This window comes from Citrobacter sp. Cpo074 (assembly GCF_030332745.1).
GTDB classification, from domain to species: domain Bacteria; phylum Pseudomonadota; class Gammaproteobacteria; order Enterobacterales; family Enterobacteriaceae; genus Citrobacter; species Citrobacter portucalensis.
This window is the reverse complement of sequence record NZ_JAOWHG010000035.1, coordinates 1-20421: the sequence shown is the minus strand read 5'-3', so window position 1 is coordinate 20421 and position 20421 is coordinate 1. Positions and strand designations below refer to the sequence as shown.

16 protein-coding genes are annotated in these 20421 nt (G+C 50.7%); 4 read left to right on the top strand and 12 right to left on the bottom strand.

The genetic code is table 11. The features are described 5' to 3' along the window. Positions 1-157: 157 nt before the first annotated feature. Complete coding sequence (pmrR, locus tag OGX83_RS21240; protein WP_003826741.1) at positions 158-247, top strand: LpxT activity modulator PmrR; 90 nt, start codon at positions 158-160, stop codon at positions 245-247. Here pmrR and pmrB read toward each other — a convergent pair. From pmrB to melR, 7 genes are all read right to left on the bottom strand, one after another. Beyond that, on the bottom strand, positions 241-1323 hold the full coding sequence (gene pmrB / locus OGX83_RS21235; protein WP_057068398.1) for a two-component system sensor histidine kinase PmrB: 1083 nt from the start codon (positions 1321-1323) through the stop codon (positions 241-243). The two genes, pmrR and pmrB, sit on opposite strands and share 7 nt — an antisense overlap. Then, positions 1324-1992: a two-component system response regulator PmrA gene (pmrA, locus tag OGX83_RS21230; protein WP_008786966.1), complete on the bottom strand. Its 669-nt coding sequence runs from the start codon at positions 1990-1992 to the stop codon at positions 1324-1326. Between the two features lie 4 nt (positions 1993-1996). Further along, a complete protein-coding gene (gene eptA, locus OGX83_RS21225; RefSeq protein WP_048236317.1) occupies positions 1997-3634 on the bottom strand; it encodes a phosphoethanolamine transferase EptA in 1638 nt (545 codons plus the stop codon). 146 nt (positions 3635-3780) lie between these two features. Further along, positions 3781-5118 (bottom strand): arginine/agmatine antiporter, encoded by a 1338-nt coding sequence (gene adiC, locus OGX83_RS21220; protein WP_003031853.1) that lies wholly within the window; start codon positions 5116-5118, stop codon positions 3781-3783. 127 nt (positions 5119-5245) lie between these two features. After that, a complete protein-coding gene (locus tag OGX83_RS21215; RefSeq protein ID WP_008786968.1) occupies positions 5246-6007 on the bottom strand; it encodes an AraC family transcriptional regulator in 762 nt (253 codons plus the stop codon). Positions 6008-6321: 314 nt separating this feature from the next. Then, the gene (gene adiA / locus OGX83_RS21210; protein WP_003826754.1) at positions 6322-8589 is read right to left on the bottom strand and encodes an arginine decarboxylase; all 2268 of its coding nucleotides are present in this window, start codon (positions 8587-8589) and stop codon (positions 6322-6324) included. Between the two features lie 237 nt (positions 8590-8826). Continuing rightward, the gene (gene melR, locus OGX83_RS21205; RefSeq protein WP_003826756.1) at positions 8827-9759 is read right to left on the bottom strand and encodes a transcriptional regulator MelR; all 933 of its coding nucleotides are present in this window, start codon (positions 9757-9759) and stop codon (positions 8827-8829) included. A 269-nt stretch (positions 9760-10028) separates the two neighbouring features. On the opposite strand from melR, the gene melA reads away from it, so the two are divergent. From melA to OGX83_RS21190, 3 genes are all read left to right on the top strand, one after another. Further along, positions 10029-11384 (top strand): alpha-galactosidase, encoded by a 1356-nt coding sequence (melA, locus tag OGX83_RS21200; RefSeq protein WP_008786970.1) that lies wholly within the window; start codon positions 10029-10031, stop codon positions 11382-11384. A gap of 92 nt (positions 11385-11476) precedes the next feature. Then, entirely contained in the window at positions 11477-12907 is a 1431-nt protein-coding gene (gene melB, locus OGX83_RS21195; protein ID WP_286589092.1) for a melibiose:sodium transporter MelB, read from the top strand. A gap of 2 nt (positions 12908-12909) precedes the next feature. Next, positions 12910-13164, top strand: coding sequence for a SemiSWEET transporter (locus OGX83_RS21190; protein ID WP_032942140.1), 255 nt, complete (start codon positions 12910-12912; stop codon positions 13162-13164). Between the two features lie 20 nt (positions 13165-13184). Here the strand turns inward: OGX83_RS21190 and OGX83_RS21185 are convergent, their stop codons facing one another. From OGX83_RS21185 to OGX83_RS21165, 5 genes are all read right to left on the bottom strand, one after another. Next, entirely contained in the window at positions 13185-13808 is a 624-nt protein-coding gene (locus tag OGX83_RS21185) for a DUF2238 domain-containing protein (protein WP_032941584.1), read from the bottom strand. A 147-nt stretch (positions 13809-13955) separates the two neighbouring features. Further along, positions 13956-15602, bottom strand: coding sequence for a class I fumarate hydratase FumA (gene fumA / locus OGX83_RS21180; RefSeq protein WP_008786974.1), 1647 nt, complete (start codon positions 15600-15602; stop codon positions 13956-13958). A gap of 96 nt (positions 15603-15698) precedes the next feature. After that, complete coding sequence (gene dcuB, locus OGX83_RS21175) at positions 15699-17039, bottom strand: anaerobic C4-dicarboxylate transporter DcuB (RefSeq protein ID WP_003031873.1); 1341 nt, start codon at positions 17037-17039, stop codon at positions 15699-15701. A gap of 717 nt (positions 17040-17756) precedes the next feature. Further along, the gene (gene dcuR, locus OGX83_RS21170) at positions 17757-18476 is read right to left on the bottom strand and encodes a two-component system response regulator DcuR (protein ID WP_008786975.1); all 720 of its coding nucleotides are present in this window, start codon (positions 18474-18476) and stop codon (positions 17757-17759) included. Further along, the gene (locus OGX83_RS21165) at positions 18473-20104 is read right to left on the bottom strand and encodes a sensor histidine kinase (RefSeq protein ID WP_079935050.1); all 1632 of its coding nucleotides are present in this window, start codon (positions 20102-20104) and stop codon (positions 18473-18475) included. Before OGX83_RS21165 ends, dcuR begins: the two co-directional genes overlap by 4 nt. Positions 20105-20421 lie beyond the last annotated feature (317 nt).

The window sequence follows — 20421 nt, the reverse complement described above, 5'->3', positions numbered from 1 at the left end:
CCGGGCATTCGTGTTATTGCCTGATGGCACTACGTTTATCAGGCCTACGGGCAGCATTGTACTCAGTAGGCCGGATAAGGTGTCTTATGATATCAACTTAAGGTTGGCTTAATCTGTGTCAGGCAAACTCTCCTCCATAGTTTCGGAGGAGAGTGTCATGAAAACCCGTATTTATGAAAGTTTGACCACCGTGTGCAGCGTGCTGATCGTCAGCAGCTTTTTGTATGTGTGGGTGAGCTCTTACTGATCTTTCGCCAATTCCACCCATGCGCGAGTGCCGGTGGCTCCCTGGCGATTTTGCAGATAGAAATGACCCTGATGTAACTGGGTGATTCGACTGACAATGCTCAGCCCCAGCCCAATCCCACCAAAACGGCTGTCCATTCGGACGAATGCTTTACTTAACTCCCCGCATTTACTTTCATCAATGCCCGGCCCTTCATCTTCGACGGCCAGGACGGCATCATGCTCGGTGTTCAGGCTAATCGTAATATGGGTGCCTTCCGGGCTGTAACGATGCGCGTTTTCCACCAGATTTCGTAGCAGCATCCGCAACAGCGTAGCATCGCCACGCACGACAACGTCCGCCGCGCTTTGTGGCAGGAGCAGCGTCTGTTTACGTTGGTCCAGCATGGTGCTGAGTTCATCGTAGGATGGCAGAATAACGTCCTCCAGCAGTTTGACATGCTGGTAGCTCCCGGCTGAAAACGACTGCCCGACGCGGGCGAGTTGCAGCAGCTGCGATACGCTGTCCATCATTTGATCAAGGCGGGCAATCAACGGCGTAACGTCGACCTTATGGGTTTTGGATAATAATTCCAGATGCAGGCGAACGCCTGATAGCGGTGTGCGCAGTTCGTGGGCGACATCGGCGGTAAATAAACGTTCGTTTTCAATAGTGCTGGTCAGCCGCGTTACCAGGTCATTGAGCGCTGAGACAACGGCCTGGATCTCAACGGTTGAGCTGTGAATTTCAATCGGGGCCAGGTTATCGGCTGCTCGTGCCTCTAACTCTTTTTGCAGATCTGCCAGCGGGCGGGTTATTCGTCGCACCGCCTGATAGCAAATCAGCAGCGCCAGGCTGACCATAAAGATGCCGGGGACAATCAGGCTGGCGATGGCCTCGCGGATCTCATGCATGATGTGGCGATCGTTATTACGATTTTCGCGTAACGCCTGTTCGAATAACTGTATTTGCTCGGTACTTTCGTGCCACAACCAGAAGGTGCTAATCAACTGAAAGACCAGCAGAATAAGACCAATCGTCAGCATTAAACGATGACGAAGCGGGAGTGGTTGTTTGAGATATTGCAGCAGCTTCACTTAGCTTTCCTCAGTGGCGACCAGCATATAGCCAAATCCCCTGACCGTGCGGATACGTGATTTCCCCACTTTATCGCGCAGATTGTGAATGTGCACTTCCAGCGTGTTGGTAGACGGTTCGTTATCCCAGCTGTAGATGTCGTTATACAAAATTTCCCGGTGTACCGGGCTGCCCGCTTTGAGCATCAGGCGTGACAGGAGCGCGTATTCTTTCGGCGTTAAGATAACCTCTTGTCCGTCCATCCACACCTGGCGACGACCGATATTCAGCGTCAGATTGCTGACAATTAATTCACTTTCACCCTGATTGTTGTGGCGACGCAGAAGTGCCCGGATGCGGGCGTGCAGTTCTTCCAGTGCGAACGGTTTGACCAGATAGTCATCGGCACCCACATCCAGCCCGCTGACCCGGTCTTTGAGCGTGTCACGGGCGGTGAGGATCAGCACGGGGAGAGAGTATTTCTTCTGTCTGATGCGGGTCAGGAAGTGCAAACCGTCTTCATCCGGCAAGCCCAGGTCCAGAACAACCAGACTGTAATGTCCGGTCTCCAGACACTGCTCGGCTGCACGGGCGGTTGACACGCCATCACAGGCGTAGCCTTCTGTTTGCGCAGCGAGTATCAGTCCCTGTAATAACAACGTATCGTCTTCAACAATCAGAATTTTCATTCGTTTAGCCTCCCCGGCAGGGTTGCAGAATATCATCTGCCGCCTGATATTTCTGTGTTTGCACGCCCGTTAATCCCAGCAGAGTTGAGAAGAGATTATCCTGCGAGAAGTCTTCTGAGCTTGCCCGTTTTTGCAAACATGTCTGAGAGACCTGATAGCGTTGCTGATAATCCTCGGAGAGCCACAGCAGCATCGGCACATGTTTTTGCGTATCTGGTGCAATCGAATACGGCAGGCCGTGCAAATAGACGCCATTTTCCCCTAAGGATTCGCCGTGATCGGAAAGATAGACCAGGCTGGTGGTGAAATTATCCTGGTGTTCTTTCAGTATATTGATCGCTTTATCAACAATATAGTCAACGTAAAGAATGGTGTTGTCGTAAGTATTGACCAACTGTTGCTGCGAACAGGTCTGGATTTCGTTGGTATCGCAGGTTGGCGTAAATTTCTTAAACTGCGCAGGATAGCGGTTGTAATAGGTCGGACCGTGGCTGCCGATGGTGTGCAACACAATCACCCCGTCGCCTTGCAGGTTATTAATGTACTCTTCCAGCCCGTGGAACAGGACTTCATCGTAGCATTCACCGTCAATACACTGCCCTGGCAGGTTCAGCTTAGTCATATTCTGGTGTGGAACCCGATCACAGGCTCCTTTGCAGCCGCCGTCGTTATCGTTCCACAGAACGTTAATTCCCGCCCGCTGAATGATGTCGAGTACGCCTTCCTGATGCTGTGCCAGTTCTTCGTCGTAGTGCGCGCGTGGCATATCCGAGAACATGCAGGGTACTGATACTGCCGTTGCCGTTCCGCAGGATGTGGTGCGGGGGAAATAGACCACATCATCTTTTTCCAGCAGCGGGTTGGTCTGGCGCGAGTAGCCTGACAGCGAGAAGTTATCGCCGCGCGAGGTCTCGCCGAGAACCACAATCGTCAGGTTCTTACGCTTTTCTTTCACCATCAACGGATTGCGATGGGCATCTTCGCCAATGCGCACCAGCGGCAGGTGGGCCAGTCGCTGGTGTGAATACCAGGATGACGTCGCCACAATGCTGTTGGATGGACTGAGGGATTTCACCAGTTCTTTGTTGTTGCGAAACAGTGAGGCGTAATCTTTATAGAAGAATGCAGCAACCAGCACGATCAGCAGCGCGGAGATCAGAATGTTCGCGCCACGAAACAGTATGCTGCGCATGACTGGCGTGATCGGTTTAATTTTTACCCAGCAGGCAATGAGCGCGGCCAGAATGCCGCTCACCCCGAGCGTGATGAGCATTTGCGGCGTCAGCAAAGCAAAGGTTTCGGCGGGCGTAGTGTCCATCATATTGGCGATCATCGAGCGGTCGATGATGATGCCGTAGGTCATGATGAAATATTGGGCCGATGCGCCAACCAGAATGAAAATGCACGCCACCAGGCGATTAAGCCACAGGAATGAGGCCAGCGTCAGCACGATGTTCATGACGCTGAACGCGACCACCGGCATTGATAAAAACACCAGCACGTTACGCACAGAGTCCAGAGGCAGGTCTTGCAGCACTTGTTTATAGAACGCAATGTTCAGGAAGGTCGCAAGATAAAATGAGATCAGCAGGAGCCAGCTGATTAGCCCGAGAGTGGGCCTTTTAAACAAGAGCTTTAACATTAAGGGGGTTCCATCGACTAAGTGGCACAAATCCTCTCAAAGTAAAGTTAAGCCAACCTTAAGTTCTTAATGTTGATTTCTCGAATATCAGCGAGGCAGCGGAGGCCCGATGAACTGACGCCATCGGGCAATGACGATTGCTTAAGTTAGTTATTGTTCACCGGGGCATCCAGTGGATACGGGTTTTTATGGATCCGGTTGTAGTTCAGTGCGTACAGCGCAGTGATGATCATCAGCGTGACGAACGACCACATCACTTCTTTGGCGCCGGAACCGACAACCGCCCAGATGCAGTAGACAAAGGCGATAAAGGTCACCAGTAAGTACATCGGGCGTGCTTTACCAAAGTGGCCATGGCCGAGCAGCAGCAGCGCGGCGCAGGTATACAGATACGGCACCAGGGTGAAGATAACGGAGACCGAAGAGACCAGACCAAACTCTTTTGCTGCGTTCGGCGACATGCTGCTGAACTGGAAGATGGTCATCAGGATGCCGACGATAATTAACCCGGCCACTGGCGTACCGGCTTTGTTCACGCGGGCAAAAATTGGTGGGAACAGGCCGTCATCGGCTGCGGCTTTGGCGGTTTGCCCGGCAAGCAGCGTCCAGCCGCCCAGAGAACCAAGACACCCGGCAGCAGCACAGAAGGAAACTATCGCCCCAGCGGTGTCACCCAGCGCCATACGTGCGGCATCACCGAACGGAGAGGCTGATACACGCAGCGCCGCGTTAGGGATCATACCCATGATTGCGGTGGTGGAGAGCACGTAGCAAACAGCGGCAATCAGCACGCCGCCCATGGTAGCGATAGGTACGTTACGTTTGGGATTTTTAACCACGCCAGCCGCAACGGAGGCGCTTTCCACCCCGATAAATGACCACAAGGTGACGTTCAGAGTGCTTTGAATCGCGCCGAAGGTGTTCATCCCGCTGACGTTCCAGGCTGCCATATAGGTTTCACCGCGGAACCAGAACCAGCCGAAGACGGCAATCCCGACAATTGGCACCAGTGCCAGTACCGTTGCGACGGCCTGCACGCGGGTGATCATTTTCGGTCCGACAATGTTCAGTAATACGAAGATCCACAGCACTACGACGCAGGTTAGCGTCAGGACCAGCGGATCTTTTAAGATGGGGAAGAAGTAGCTCAGGTAACCGACGCCAATGACCACCATGGCGATGTTACCAATCCAGCAGGCCAGCCAGTACAGCACGTTGGTCTGGTAGCCCAAAAAAGGACCGAAGCAGCGGCGGGCGTAAGCATAAGAACCACCGGGACTGGAGTCTAAGGACGACATTTTGGCGTACACCATCGACAGTGCCAGAGCACCGATAATCGTGACCAACCATCCGTAGATTGCAATCCCGCCAGTTGACGCAAGGTTTGCGGGTAGCAGGAATACACCGGAACCCATAATATTCCCCGACACCATAAGGGTGACGGGGATTAAGCCCACTTTGTGAGCATCAGCATCCGTCGACATATTTTTTAACTCCTGATAAGGATAAATGACGCCTTATCATACCTCGTCAAAAGTCTGTTTAATGATGACGGAGCTGGGGTATCGCTAATGCTGATATTATTATGGCTTATCGCTAACTGATTAAAAATCAGGCGGCGGATGGCTCCCTATGTTGACTCACATAATGCAGAGGCGTCATCCCATAGAACTCTTTGAATACGGAGATAAAGTATGAGGTACTGTTATATCCACACAGTTGAGAGACCTGAGAAATGTTTTTGCCGTCCATCAGTAATTGATTGACGGCATATCGCATGCGACATGTGGTAATTATTTGGCTGTAACTTGTATTTTCACTTTTGAGCTTTTTCTTTAACAAACTGGGACTCAGGCATAAGCAACTGGCAACCATGCTTAAATTCCAGTCTTTATGTATATCGCTCTCAATAATGTGATAAACGCTATCGCTGATACAGTTGCGCAGCATATACATGAGCAAAGAAATAAACTTTTTGCTGTCGAGAAAGCGTGATAACACCGTGAACAGTAGCGAGCGCGTACGCTCTCTTTCAGCTTCGTTCACTGTGTCCATTACGCTGTGTTGGGCAGCCACCCTGAAGACATCCGGCGTCAGACACGCGGCGGTCATCACTGGGCTGGCACTGCGTTGCCAGAGTGGGATCTGTGAAAGGTCTTTATTTAAAAAGCGCAGATAATCTTTAATGATATCGCGGCTGATATGTACGACCAATGCGTTATTAAGTGATGAGAAATCGATAATATTATTATCGCATGCCACCAGCGCCATATGATTAGCTTTTAAACTGATGGCTTCTTTACCGTTAATCCTTAACCAAACATCCTTCTCCGTTAATACAACAACACAAGCTTCTTTGCTGCAAAGCCTCATACCCAACTCCAGGAATATGAACATAAAACACCGTAGCTCAACATCAGATGAGCCAAATCGGCTAAATTGAAATTGTATGATGAAACCAGGACTGCAATAAAATAACGTGTCTGAAATTAATTACAATGTTTGGCGGGATTTTTCTTATGTACACATTTTTGTACGCAAGTGGAAAGGCGCTATTTGCGTATAAAAAAAGCGCGGGGTGGTCCCGCGCAAAAAGGTATGACAATGTTATTGTTTTGCAGCAATACTCAGGAATTACTCAAGCATGACATGTCTACCTTAAACATCGGACTATCTATAAAACGACATTATGCTTTCACGCACATAACGTGGTACACACCGTCAATAATTTCCGTTCCTTCGGTTTCATGTTCAAATCCAGGGAAGTGGTGGTCCCAGGACTGCAACGAACGTAGATAACTAATCTGCGGGCTATTGGCGTCGCCAAAGTTTTCCCCGGACAGCAGCATCGGAATTCCTGGTGGGTAAGGAATAACGGAATTCGCGGCTATACGACCCGGCAGATTTTCAATGGCCACCATCTCAACGTTATCGCTGACTATCGCGTTATAGGCTTCACGCGGGGTGATTTCAGCAACAGGCAGGCCGGAGTAGGCCGCGTTAAGACGTGCGCCAGGGTTGTTCTCTTTCAGCCAGGCGAACATGGTGTCGCCCAGATCGTGAATGCCCATGTTGGCGTAAGTGTCTGGATGTTCCTCAACCAGTTCTGGCATCACCTGTGCCAGCGGGGTATTGGCATCGTAATGGTGTTTGAAAGAGCACAACGTGTTGATCAGTGTGCCCCATTTCCCGCGGGTAATCCCCATGGAGAACAGGAACATAATCTGGAAATCGGTGGTACGGGTCGGCACGATGCCGTGGCGGCCAAGCCAGGCGGTGACCAGTGCAGCCGGTACGCCGTTCTCTTCCAGTTCACCATCGTCGCCCATCCCCGGAGCCAGAATGCTGACTTTGATCGGGTCCAGCATGCTCCAGTTATCCGGCAGGTCTTTAAATCCGTGCCAGGATTCACCCGGGCGCATTACCCAGCAGTTCTGGTCGGTGGTCAGGAGTTGGGTTGGCGCATCGGCAAAGTCATAGGTTTTGCCGGTCTGCGGATCGGTCACAATCTCTTTGTTCCACGGTTTGAAGAACCAGTCGCCTTCGGCGGTGAATTCTTTGTACAACCGCGCCATGGCCTGACGGAAATCGACCGCTTCGTCGATCACTTCCTGGGTGAGCGACAGGCCGCTGTTACCGTCCATCATGGAAACCGCCACGTCGTTTGAGGCGCAGATGGCATACAGCGGAGAGGTAGTGGCGTGCATCATGTACGCCTGGTTAAAGCGGGAGAAGTTCACGGCCCCACGACCTTCACGAACGTGAATGTAAGATGCCTGAGAAAGCGCATTCAGCAGTTTGTGGGTCGAGTGGGTGGCAAAAACGGTAGGACCGTTATGATCGCCCGGCGCGCCACGCATGGCGTAGTGATCGGCGTAAATTGGGTTGAAGCGAGCATAGCCGTACCAGGCCTCATCGAAGTGGATGCGATCGCTGGTTTGCGCGAGCAGGTCCTGGGCCTCTTTGGCGTTGTAGCAAACACCGTCGTAGGTACAGTTGGTCACAACGCTGTAAGACGGTTTTTGCCCGGCTTTACCTTTGGTCAGCGGGCTTTCGCTGATCTTTTTCTGCAATGTTTCAGGCTGCATTTCCTGCGGGTAGATAGGCCCGATAATGCCGTACCGGTTGCGGCTTGGCACCATGTACACCGGTTTTGCCCCGGTGAGGATAAGCCCCTGCTCGATGGATTTATGGCAGTTACGATCCAGCACCACGACGTCGTTGTCGGTCATACAAGCCTGCATGATGGTGCGGTTAGAGCCGGAAGTCCCGACCACCACGGACCAGGAGCGATCAGCGCCAAACACGCGGGCGGCATATTTTTCGCTCTCGCCAAACGCGCCGGTATGATCCAGCAGCGAGCCGAGCGATGCACGTTCAATACCCATGTCGCTACGGAATAAGTTTTCACCATAGTAATCATGGTAGAAACGACCGGCTGGCGTTTTGGTGAATCCGACGCCGCCCTGGTGACCCGGTGCTGCCCAGGAGTATTCATGGATGTCGCCGTACTTCATCAGCGCGCTGAACAGCGGTGGCAGAAGTTGTTGGCGGTAGCGGGTCATCGCCGCAACGGCGCGACCGGCGATAAAGTCTGCGGTATCTTCCAGAATCCAGGCGAATTCATCGACAAGCTCCAGCAGGTCGCGATCCAGCGATGCGGTGGCTTTTTCGCGATCGCCCAGCAGGAAAACAGGTACGTTTTGCTGGCGCTCGTGGAGCTTGCCGATCAATTGCCTGACGTTCAGGTGCTCGTCTTGTTGTTCCATTTGATAGCTGAACATCAGACAATCAATGGCTTCATTGGCGGCGAGGATTGCGTAACCATCGTCGAATGAGGTGGACTTAATGACGGTAACATTTTGGCGGCTTAATGCGTCAGCCAGACGTTCGACAGCGCTACCGACCCAGGTGTCCTGATGCAGAAACTCACTTTCAACAATTAATACTTTCATCATCTTTTACCCGGTTGTGGAAAGGTTGCAATCTATGAATTGCAGACACACCGTATGAATGTGACGCAGGCAAGTATTATCCTGTCAAAATGGGCTGTAAAGCGGGTAAAAAATAGTCTGATTTGTGTTTAATTTGTTTTTAAACAGTAGGTTATGTTTGCTTGTTGGCGGTTTTTCACCGCCGTTTATCGACAGGGGGAATATTTTTTTGGCTGATACTGATATTGCCGAATGATATCAACCAGCGATTGTTTGCCGATGCTGCTGGCTTAGTTTGCGGTACTGCTGCGGCGACATGCCGACAAACTTGCTGAAGGTGTCATAAAAACGGCTGCTGGATCGGAATCCGGCGGTCAACGCAACGTCGAGAATGGTTTTATCGGTATCGCTAAGCAATGCGCGGACGTGATTAATCCGCATTGCCGTGATGTACTGCTTCAGGGTGAGTTGCATTACGCGTTGGAAAATCCCCATCGCATAGTTGGCGTTGAGCTTCACGTGTTCCGCGACGTCGTTGATGGTGAGCGCCTGATCGTAGTTGTCGGCAATAAAGCTCAGCATTTGGCTGACGTAAAACTGGGCGTGCCTCGACACGCTGTTTTTGTGGGTCCGCGAGGTTTTATTGACCAGGATAGGCTGCCAACCGGAAAGGCTAAACCGTTTGAGCATCAGACCAATTTCATCAATGGCGAGCTGGCGAATTTGTTCGTTCGGGTTGCTCAGTTCCTGTTGCCAGCGCTGAACCTCAAAGGTGCTCAACTGCTGCGACGCCAGCGATTTGATGACCATTCCATGGGTAACATGGTTGATCAGCTCGCGATCCAGCGGCCAGGAGAGGAAAAGGTGCATCGGTAAATTGAAGATAGCCATACTTTGGCAGCTGCCCGGACGCGTGAGCTGATGCGGTGTACAGGCCCAGAATAGCGTGATGTGTCCCTGTTTTATCTGCACGACTTCGTTGTTGATAAGGTACTCGACGTCACCATCAAACGGAACATTGATCTCTACCTGCCCATGCCAGTGGCTGGCAGGCATAGCATGCGGTGAGCGCAACTCGATATCCATCCGTTGATATTCTGAGTACAGCGATAGCGGGCTGCGGGTTTGTTCTTCATCGCTACTGCACATGTGCGGATCGGGAGGGAGAGGCGATGTCGGTAATGTACTCATGGTTGCTCCATTTCCTGAATTATCAGAATCATGTCATTTAACACGTATTAAGGCTGAGAATCAGGACACAAATTGGACCGTTACCATTGAGCATAGCGACATTTTGCGGCCGCATACTCTGCTTTTTGGGTGATTTTGTCCCATAAACTCAGATCCAATAGGGCGCAGAGTGATGATCTGAGTTTATGGGAATGCTCAGCAGGGAAGTCGGAGGTTTTCATCTATGCGCTGTGCCACCATGACTGTGTTCACTAATGTTCTGGAGAGTCATGATGTCTGCACCCAAAATTACCTTTATCGGCGCCGGTTCCACGATTTTCGTCAAAAATATTCTTGGGGACGTCTTTCACCGCGATGCGCTTAAATCTGCGCATATCGCCTTGATGGATCTCGATCCTACGCGTCTGGAAGAATCACACGTTGTTGTGCGCAAGTTGATGGATTCTGCGGGCGCGTCTGGACGAATCACCTGCTATACCGATCAAAAAGCAGCATTACAGGATGCTGATTTTGTGGTGGTCGCTTTCCAGATCGGCGGCTATGAACCTTGTACCGTCACCGATTTTACGGTGTGTAAACGCCATGGCCTGGAGCAGACGATTGCCGACACGCTGGGGCCGGGCGGCATCATGCGCGCGCTGCGTACCATCCCGCATTTATGGCAGATTTGTGAGGATATGACCGAAGTTTGTCCGCAGGCCACAATGCTTAACTACGTTAACCCGATGGCAATGAACACCTGGGCAATGTATGCGCGCTATCCGCATATTAAGCAGGTTGGGTTGTGTCATTCGGTGCAGGGGACGGCGGAGGAGTTGGCCCGCGATCTGAACATCGACCCTGCTTCTTTGCGCTATCGCAGTGCCGGGATCAACCATATGGCGTTTTATCTGGAGCTGGAGCGCAAAACGGCGGACGGTGCCTATGTGAATCTCTACCCGGAGCTGCTGGCGGCCTATGAATCCGGTCAGGCGCCGAAACCAAATATTCACGGAAATACCCGTTGCCAGAACATTGTGCGCTATGAAATGTTCAAAAAACTGGGGTATTTCGTCACCGAATCGTCGGAGCACTTCGCTGAATATACGCCGTGGTTTATCAAACCGGGGCGTGAAGATCTGATTGAGCGCTATAAGGTGCCATTGGATGAATATCCGAAACGTTGTGTGGAACAGTTGGCGAACTGGAAAAAAGAGCTGGAAGAGTACAAAACGGCTGAGCGGATCGACATTAAACCGTCGCGCGAATATGCCAGCACTATCATGAACGCTATCTGGACCGGTGAACCGAGCGTCGTGTATGGCAACGTTCGCAATGACAATCTGATCGATAACCTGCCGCAAGGCTGCTGCGTTGAAGTCGCTTGTCTGGTTGATGCGAATGGTATTCAGCCAACGAAAGTCGGGACTCTCCCGTCACATTTGGCGGCCATGATGCAAACCAATATCAATGTTCAGACCCTGCTAACGGAAGCCATCCTGACGGAGAATCGCGATCGCGTTTATCACGCAGCGATGATGGATCCGCATACCGCCGCGGTACTGGGGATTGAAGAGATTTATGCGCTGGTGGACGACCTGATCGCGTCTCACGGCGACTGGCTGCCGGCCTGGCTGCACCGTTAATACACAATCACGCCGGGCATTGTATCCGGCGTTTAACCTCTGACGTTTCCTCTTACAGAAGGCGGGCGCTGGTAACAGCGACCCGATACCCTATGAGCATATCTCTGACAACAAAACTCAGTTATGGATTTGGAGCGTTTGGTAAGGATTTCGCCATCGGTATTGTGTACATGTACCTGATGTATTACTACACCGACGTGGTGGGATTATCGGTGGGGCTGGTCGGAACGTTGTTCCTGGCTGCAAGGATCTGGGATGCGGTAAACGATCCCATCATGGGCTGGATTGTGAACGCCACCCGATCGCGCTGGGGAAAATTTAAACCCTGGATCTTACTCGGTACGCTGGCGAACTCATTGGTGCTGTTTTTGCTTTTTAGCGCACATCTTTTTGAGGGTACTGCGCAGGTCGTATTTGTTTGCGTGACGTATATATTATGGGGAATGACCTACACCATTATGGATATTCCATTCTGGTCACTGGTGCCAACCATTACGCTGGATAAACGCGAGCGTGAACAACTGGTGCCGTACCCCCGTTTCTTCGCCAGTCTTTCTGGGTTTGTTACCGCAGGCGTGACGCTGCCTTTTGTGAGCTATGTTGGCGGAGCAGATCGCGGTTTTGGTTTTCAGATGTTTACGCTAATTCTCATCGCGTTCTTTATCGTTTCCACCGTTGTGACGCTGCGGAATGTGCATGAGGTTTATTCGTCAGACAGTGAGGCCACGGCAGACAGCAGCCGTATTGGGTTGAAAGCGATCGTTGGGCTTATCTATAAAAATGACCAGCTATCCTGCCTGTTAGGTATGGCACTGGCTTACAATATTGCATCCAATATCATTGCAGGCTTTGCCATTTACTATTTTACCTACGTCATTGGCGATGCAAGTCTCTTCCCGTACTACATGTCTTACGCAGGTGCGGCAAACCTGCTGACGCTGATTTTCTTTCCTCGGCTGGTAAACGCGTTGTCACGACGGATCTTGTGGGCTGGGGCATCGGTGTTGCCGGTGCTTAGCTGTAGCGTACTACTGGTGATGGCGCTGGCAGATTTCCATAATATCTTACTGATTGTTATAGCGGGTGTTTTACTGAATATTGGTTCGGCGCTTTTCTGGGTGTTGCAGGTCATTATGGTGGCAGATACCGTTGATTACGGCGAATACAAACTTAATGTTCGTTGTGAAAGTATCGCTTATTCGGTGCAGACAATGGTGGTAAAAGGTGGGTCAGCATTTGCCGCTTTCTTTATCGCGTTGATACTCGGGGTGATTAATTACGCGCCAAATGTCGCGCAGTCTGCTGAAACCATCGTTGGCATGCAGTTTATTATGATAGCGCTACCCGCACTCTTTTTTGTGGTGACCTTAGTCCTGTATTTCCGCTTTTATCGACTGAATGGCGACACCCTGCGCAGGATCCAGATCCATTTACTGGATAAGTATCGCAAGGTGCCGCAGCACCATGAGCAACCGGATATCCCGGCTATTGCGGTAGTGGCTCCAGGCGATGTGAAGGCGTAGCGATGGAATGGCATTCGTTGATTGGATATTTGGCGGCCAGCCTGACGACGCTCTCTTTCTTGCCGCAAGCCATTAAGGTTATTACCACCCGCAATACGCAAGGCATCTCCGGTTTGATGTATGTGATGTTTGTGTGCGGGCTGGTTTTGTGGCTGATTTACGGATTATTGATTGAAGATACTGCCGTCAGCATGGCGAACTTTCTGACACTGTTGTTCGCCTTGCCGATTCTGGTTATCAAGTATCGCAGTAGGTAATGTAGATTGCCGGAGAAGCGTTAGCGCTCTCCGGCCGTTTTCAACTGCCGATTGTGCCAGCCCGCTAACGCGAGGACCGTTGTTAACGCACCGAGCAGGGCGCAGAACATGTCCGACTGGGTATCCCACGGGTCACCTTGCGTGCCAAGGAAGTCATCCGCACCTTGTCCCATTGCCAGCGCCGCCCACCATTCGATCAGTTCATACATTGCGCTAATCGCCAGTGCTACGCAGCAGACCAAAAATGCCAGCATCTTACGACCGCGGACAATATTGCCGCGCACTAAAATCTCTCTTGCCGTCAGGGCTGGTACCAGTCCCTGGAAGAAGTGGCCCAGCTTGTCATAGGGGTTTCGACTGAGATCCAGCCATTCCTGAACCTGAAAACCGACGGGGACTTTGGCGTAGGTATACATCCCGCCTACCATCAGAATGATGGCGTGCAAGAAAATCAACGTATAAAGCAGCGGCGTCAATGGGTACTGCTTCATGGTTGCCAGTAACAGCGGGACGACAATAATGACTGGCGTGACTTCCATCAGCCAGGTGATTTTCTCCGAGGCAGAGATACCGGTGTAGATAAGAATCAGCGCCAGGATCAATGCGCCGGTGCGCAAGATTGTGGGGTTCAGAGTGCGGAGCATTGCGAATTCACACGTAATGGAAAAGGTCACTATTCCCTGTGAACGGCAAAAATTCAATACCAGTAAATGGGGGGATAAAGTTGGCCCGGGGGGATCGCTGGACTGACGCCAAAAATTTAGTGCCAGTCCAGTGCCGGGCCGAATGGGTTACTTCGCGCAGTTAGCGCATTGTTTGCTGACGATTTGCTGGAAGAAATCGTTGCCTTTGTCATCGACCAGAATGAAAGCCGGGAAATCTTCTACTTCGATTTTCCAGATAGCTTCCATACCCAGCTCCGGGTATTCCACGCATTCCAGATGCTTAATGCTCTGCTGCGCCAGTACCGCTGCCGGTCCACCAATGCTGCCCAAGTAGAAGCCGCCGTGTTTGTGGCAGGCGTCAGTCACCTGTTGGCTACGGTTACCTTTTGCCAGCATGATCATGCTGCCGCCGTGAGACTGCAACAGGTCAACGTAGGAGTCCATACGACCCGCGGTGGTTGGACCTAAAGAACCGGACGGGTAGCCTGCAGGTGTTTTGGCCGGACCCGCGTAGTAGATCGGATGATCTTTCACGTACTGCGGCAGACCTTCGCCGGACTCAATACGTTCTTTTAACTTCGCGTGGGCAATGTCACGACCAACAATGATAGTACCGCTCAGTGACAGACGAGTAGAAACCGGGTACTGAGAGAGCTGGGCGAGGATCTCTTTCATTGGGCGGTTAAGGTCAACTTTAACCACTTCGCCTTCGCCCGCCTGGCGCAGAGATTCTGGAATGTACTGACCTGGGTTATGTTCCAGTTTTTCAATCCAGATCCCTTCGCGGTTGATCTTGGCCTTGATGTTACGGTCTGCGGAGCAAGAAACGCCCATACCAACCGGGCAGGATGCGCCGTGGCGAGGCAGGCGGATCACGCGGATATCATGTGCGAAGTATTTCCCGCCGAACTGAGCACCAAGGCCGAGTTTTTGCGCTTCTTCCAGCAGTTCTTGTTCCAGTTGCAGATCGCGGAACGCCTGGCCGTGAGCATTACCTTCAGTCGGCAGCGCGTCATAGTAGTGTGTGCTGGCCAGCTTCACCGTTTTGAGGGTGCTTTCCGCTGACGTACCGCCAATAACGAATGCGATGTGATATGGCGGGCAGGCTGCGGTACCCAGCGTGCGCATTTTCTCAACCAGGAAGTTTTTCAGTTTGCCGGGAGTCAGCAGCGCTTTGGTTTCCTGATACAGATAGGTTTTGTTGGCTGAGCCGCCGCCTTTGGCCACGCACAGGAATTTGTATTCGTCACCGTCCACGCTGTACAGATCGATCTGTGCGGGCAGGTTGGTGCCGGTATTCACTTCTTTGTACATATCCAGCGCCGCGTTTTGCGAGTAGCGCAGGTTATCTTCGATATAGGTATTAAATACGCCTTTGGAGAGCGCCGCTTCATCGCCGCCGCCGGTCCAAACACGCTGACCTTTTTTACCCATGATGATTGCCGTACCGGTGTCCTGGCAGGTTGGCAACACGCCTTTGGCGGCGATTTCGGAGTTTCTCAGGAACTGCAGCGCCACGTACTTATCGTTTTCGCTGGCTTCGGGATCATGGAGAATTGAGGCGACTTGCTGTTGGTGTTCTGGGCGGAGCATGAAGGAGGCATCGTGGAAGGCTTGCTGGGCCAGTAGCGTAAGTGCTTCAGGGGCTACTTTCAGGATTGTTTCGCCTTCAAACTCGCCGACGCTGACGTGATCGGATGTCAGCAGGTAGTACTCAGTTTTGTCTTCCCCCAGTGGGAAAGCCGCCTGGTAAGTGAATTCAACTTTTGACATTTGCTTCCAGCCTTTTCATTTTTCTCAGGAATTTTAAAATTCTCTGTGTCTTCATGGTGGCGTGCCGTACCAACGTGGACGGCACGCGAACTGTGATTACAGGAAACCGTACATTGCGGCGAAGATCCAACCAAAGACACAGGATACGCTTACGCCGATCAAGCCAGGCAGAATGAAGCTGTGGTTGATAACGAAGCGGCCGATGTGGGTGGTGCCGGAACGGTCAAACTGGATTGCAGCCAGATCGCTCGGGTAGGTCGGCAGAATGTAGTAACCGTAACATGCCGGAGCAGAAGCCACGATGTACGCGGGATCAACCCCGATTGCCAGCGCGACCGGAACAATCGCTGCCAGCGCCGCTGCCTGGGAGTTTACAAATTTGGATACCAGCAGCAGAACAATTGCATAGGCCCACGGATACTCTTTCACCATATTGCCCAGCACACCTTCGATTTCTGTCATGTGCGCGCCGAACATTGTTTCGGCCATCCAGGCAATACCGTACACCGCCACAATCGCGATCATACCGGAACGGAAGACTTCGTTTTTAGATATTGAAGCGGGATTGGTCTTCGTCAGGATAATAATCAGCGCACCGGTCAGCAGCATGAACATCTGGATAACCAGCACCATTGACAGCGGTTTGCCGCTAAAGGTAGGACGCAGCTCAGAGAACGCGCCAAGCACGGCAACCACGGCGATAGCAGCCAGGAAGATCCACATGGCCAGCCAGTTGCTTTTCGGCAGCTTTTTGTCTAACAGCGTGGCGGTATCGCCATACACATAGTTATGGTTTTCAGGTACGGAAATGAACTTCTGGAACTCTTCATCTTTATCCAGATCCTTACCACGGAACCAGCTGAAGATACCGATCGCCAGGATACCCAACAGGGTAGACGGGATGGTGATGCTGAGCAGGTCGAGGAATTCGAGATGCTTGCCTTCAAACGTTACGTTACCCAGCATTGCCACCAGTGACACAACGGCTACAGAAACCGGGCTGGCGATAATCCCCATCTGTGCACCGATAGAACTCGCCGCCATCGGACGTTCCGGGCGAATATTGTTCTTAATGGCAACGTCATAAATGATTGGCAGGATGGTGTATACCACGTGCCCTGTACCGCAGAGAATCGTCAGGGTGCAGGTAACGAAAGGTGCGACGATGGAAACGTATTTTGGGTTACGGCGCAGCAGCTTTTCAGCGATTTGCAGCATAACGTCAAGGCCGCCGGAGGCTTGCAAGGTTGCCGATGCGGCCACCACGGCAATAATAACCAGCATTACATCTACAGGTGGTTTACCCGGCTGGAGATGGAAAACGAAAACCAGAATGACCAGGCCGATACCGCCTAATAAACCCAGCGCGATACCGCCCTTTCTGGCACCATAAAACAAACATATTAATATTATGAGAAGTTGTATACTAAATAACATTTTATTTACCCTCGCGAAAAACCCAGTCAATTTTTTGAAAAATGGATCTGTGCCACATTCTTTTTTGCCAGAATAAGCATCAAAAAATGGTCAGTATTCGATATGTCCGTATTTGCGATTAATGTTCAAATGTCTTGCTAGAATGTTTTTTCAAATTTATGGAAATATTTAGCTTTTTTCTGTGGCTTTGATCAGAGGAGAAAATCCTCAGGCGATGGGAAGCAGAGCTGGGCATGGAAAGCTGCGGTTGACGCTGTAATTTATCTGTTTTGCGTTTTCCGCTATTACGTGAACCACCGACAGAATGGGTGAGTAGATTATTTATGTGATCACGGTCACGCCATCTCATAATGTGATGAGGTCGGCGTGCGGATACTTTTATTTGCTCACAAAAATGTACGGTGTCCATGGTACGTAGCATGGTCTCCATTGCTACCAGTCTAGATTTTGTATGTCTGGTTAATTTCAGACTAATCCTTTATGGGTAAAAATACACACTCTGCGAGTTAGATAATACTTAATTAACTTTTGTTAGCGATTTTGAAATTAAAAACAGTGTGATGGTTGTCAATATTAAAATAATACATTTAACATGCCGGATACAAATATATTTGATCTAACGCAAATTTATAATTTTACAGTGCCAGCTGGTGAAATTGGGATTTTTCATTATTTTAATAATTGTTACTTTCAAATAACAAATAATCCCAAGTGTATTTATTGGCAATATTGTTTAAGCAATGAGTAGTGTTCAGCCTGCACGCGATAACGATAAACAGGTCTGCCGGTCACGCCATAATGGATGCTGGTAAATAAGATGTGACAATTGACGAGCCAGATAAGGTATTTACGGCAAGAGACGCGCGAGATATTGACCTCGTTGGCCAGCTCATCCGTGGAGAACTCCTGATCCTGGTGCTCATCAATCCACTGACACAGCGTGCGTAACGTTTGTGGCGTTAACCCTTTAGGTAAGCGCCGTGCTTCCTGTTCATTGGAAGAGCTGCCGTGAATCAGCTGGTCAAGCTCAGACTGTTCATAGTACTGATGCTTGTCCATCTCATTTTTCTTGTGCAGCCAGCCGGTGAGCGCCTCTTCAAACCGGGAAGCCTGGAAAGGTTTGATCAGGTAGTCAACAACACCGTAGTGAAGTGAATCTTTGATGGTGGTGGCATCAGCGGCGGAAGAGATGACGATGACATCACACTTGCAACCTTCGCTGTGCAGAACCGGTAGCAGGTCCAGACCGTTTTCTTTTTGCATATAAATATCTAGCAAAATCAGATCGATATGATGACCGCTATGAAAGATTATCTCTTTTGCTTTCTCCAGCGTGGAGGCTGTGCCGCAGCAGTGAAAACCGGAGAGTTGCGCGACATAACGGCGGTTTAATTCCGCTACCATTGCATCGTCATCGACAATTAAGACATTGATCATCTGCTGGCCCTCTCACCATTCCACGGTAACTGTACAAAAAATTGGGTGAAGATCCCTGGTTCAGACTCGACGGAAATATTACCGCCAACGTTTTCAACCTGTTGTTTAACAAGCGCTAAACCAACGCCCCGTTCGGTTCCTTTTGACGAAACGCCCTTCTCAAAGATGTGCTCAATGTTTTCGGGGGCAATCCCCGGACCATCGTCATTCACTTCGCAATGCAACCAGCCGTGTCGATAATGCAAGGATACGCTGATCTCACCACCAGGTTCTTGACCTAGCGCTTCCAGGGCGTTTTCAATCAGATTCCCCAGAACGGTAATCAGCACCGCCACCTGATCTTCGTTGCTATTTTCCGGTAACTGGCTTTCATTGCTAATGACCAGACTATGGCCTAAATCAGATGTGCGATTAATCTTACTGAGTAAAAATCCTGCGATCACCGGTGATTTTATTTTTCCTAACAGTGAGCCAATTTCTTCCTGATAATTGTTTGCGGTCTTCAGGATGTAATTTTCAAGCTGCTTATAACTTTTCAGATGCAATAATCCCAGAATCACGTGCAATTTATTCATGAATTCGTGGGATCGTTCACGAAGTGCGTCGGCATAGTTGACCATACCATCCAGACGTTGCATAAGCTTTCGGACTTCAGTCTTATCTCTGAAGGTTGAAATGGCACCGATGATTTTACCGTTGCTGAGTACCGGGACCGTGTTAATTAAGAGTAGCCGATCCTTCACCATGATCTCTTCATCGCGGCGCGGCGTTCCGTCATGTAGTACCTGTGAAAAATCGACCACTTGTGACCACGCATGGCTGAGTGTGGAGAGCTGGGCATCATCTTGTGATTTGTGATAATCCAGCAGCTCCTGCGCCGCCTGGTTAATCAGCGTCACCTCACCGCACTCGTCAACGGCAATAACACCTTCCTTTATAGAGTGCAGCATCGCCTGGCGTTGTTCGAACAGATTGGAGATTTCATAAGGCTCCAGGCCAAACAGAATGCGCTTGAGGACTTTGACAAATACCCATGTGCCGAGTAGCCCAACCAGTACACCAAATAAGATGGACCAAAAGATGCTGCCGCGGCTGTTATTGATCTGCTCAGTCACCCGGCTTAGCTCAAGGCCGATCGACACCACGCCAATCTGCCGGTGATGTTCGTCATAGATAGGAGTAAATACACGTAGAGCTTTAGCCAGGAATCCGCGATTAATGGCGACATTCTCTTTACCCTGCAGGGCCAGCAATATGTCATCACCTTTAAATGGCTGACCGATTCGCTGCGCTTCGGGATGGGAGTAACGAATGCTTTGCATATCAGTGACGACGATGAACAAAAAGTCGTTGCTCTTATTCACCGCCTGGGCAATCGCCTGAATGCCGCTTTCCTCGGGCTTTTTCATTAGCCCCTGGCGGATCTCCGGAGAGTTGGCTAGCGTTCGCGCGACCGCAAGAGCTTTACTCGCTAATGCATCGCGCGTCATGTTGCTGATCTGCGAGAAATAAATCAGATGAACGACAAGCAGCACGGAGAAGAGTACTGCACTAACCATGAGGATCACGGTGGTGCCAAGCTTCATCGGGCGTTTACGTATAGCAGTACGTTGCAGGGAGTATCTCATCACGGTCCTGAAATCACGGTTTGTGCGGGTATTATTGCCTGATGGGGTGCGTAATTCAAAGGTGGTAGGGATTATGGCGCTTAAGTTGTCAGTCCTTCTTCTTTATATAGCGTAGAGTGAATTTCTTTCTATATAGAGGTTTTCATACCGATTCTCTCCCTTTTCAGGGACGCTTACAGATAATTTCCTTACGATTGTGGATAACTCTGTGTGTAAATGGGTATAAGGCGGGGTTTTGCTGTGGAATGCAGCAGTCAGTCATTTTTCTGTCATTTAAGGGTTGCGGGCCGCAGGAAACTCCCTATAATGCGCCTCCA

Bases quoted from the DNA above. Each gene is read 5' to 3' on its own strand.
- pmrR (WP_003826741.1), top strand. From the start codon at position 158: ATGAAAACCCGTATTTATGAAAGTTTGACCACCGTGTGCAGCGTGCTG.
- pmrA (WP_008786966.1), bottom strand. From the start codon at position 1,992: ATGAAAATTCTGATTGTTGAAGACGATACGTTGTTATTACAGGGACTG.
- eptA (WP_048236317.1), bottom strand. From the start codon at position 3,634: ATGTTAAAGCTCTTGTTTAAAAGGCCCACTCTCGGGCTAATCAGCTGG.
- adiC (WP_003031853.1), bottom strand. From the start codon at position 5,118: ATGTCGACGGATGCTGATGCTCACAAAGTGGGCTTAATCCCCGTCACC.
- OGX83_RS21215 (WP_008786968.1), bottom strand. From the start codon at position 6,007: ATGAGGCTTTGCAGCAAAGAAGCTTGTGTTGTTGTATTAACGGAGAAG.
- adiA (WP_003826754.1), bottom strand. From the start codon at position 8,589: ATGAAAGTATTAATTGTTGAAAGTGAGTTTCTGCATCAGGACACCTGG.
- melR (WP_003826756.1), bottom strand. From the start codon at position 9,759: ATGAGTACATTACCGACATCGCCTCTCCCTCCCGATCCGCACATGTGC.
- melA (WP_008786970.1), top strand. From the start codon at position 10,029: ATGATGTCTGCACCCAAAATTACCTTTATCGGCGCCGGTTCCACGATT.
- melB (WP_286589092.1), top strand. From the start codon at position 11,477: ATGAGCATATCTCTGACAACAAAACTCAGTTATGGATTTGGAGCGTTT.
- OGX83_RS21190 (WP_032942140.1), top strand. From the start codon at position 12,910: ATGGAATGGCATTCGTTGATTGGATATTTGGCGGCCAGCCTGACGACG.
- OGX83_RS21185 (WP_032941584.1), bottom strand. From the start codon at position 13,808: ATGCTCCGCACTCTGAACCCCACAATCTTGCGCACCGGCGCATTGATC.
- fumA (WP_008786974.1), bottom strand. From the start codon at position 15,602: ATGTCAAAAGTTGAATTCACTTACCAGGCGGCTTTCCCACTGGGGGAA.
- dcuB (WP_003031873.1), bottom strand. From the start codon at position 17,039: ATGTTATTTAGTATACAACTTCTCATAATATTAATATGTTTGTTTTAT.
- dcuR (WP_008786975.1), bottom strand. From the start codon at position 18,476: ATGATCAATGTCTTAATTGTCGATGACGATGCAATGGTAGCGGAATTA.
- OGX83_RS21165 (WP_079935050.1), bottom strand. From the start codon at position 20,104: ATGAGATACTCCCTGCAACGTACTGCTATACGTAAACGCCCGATGAAG.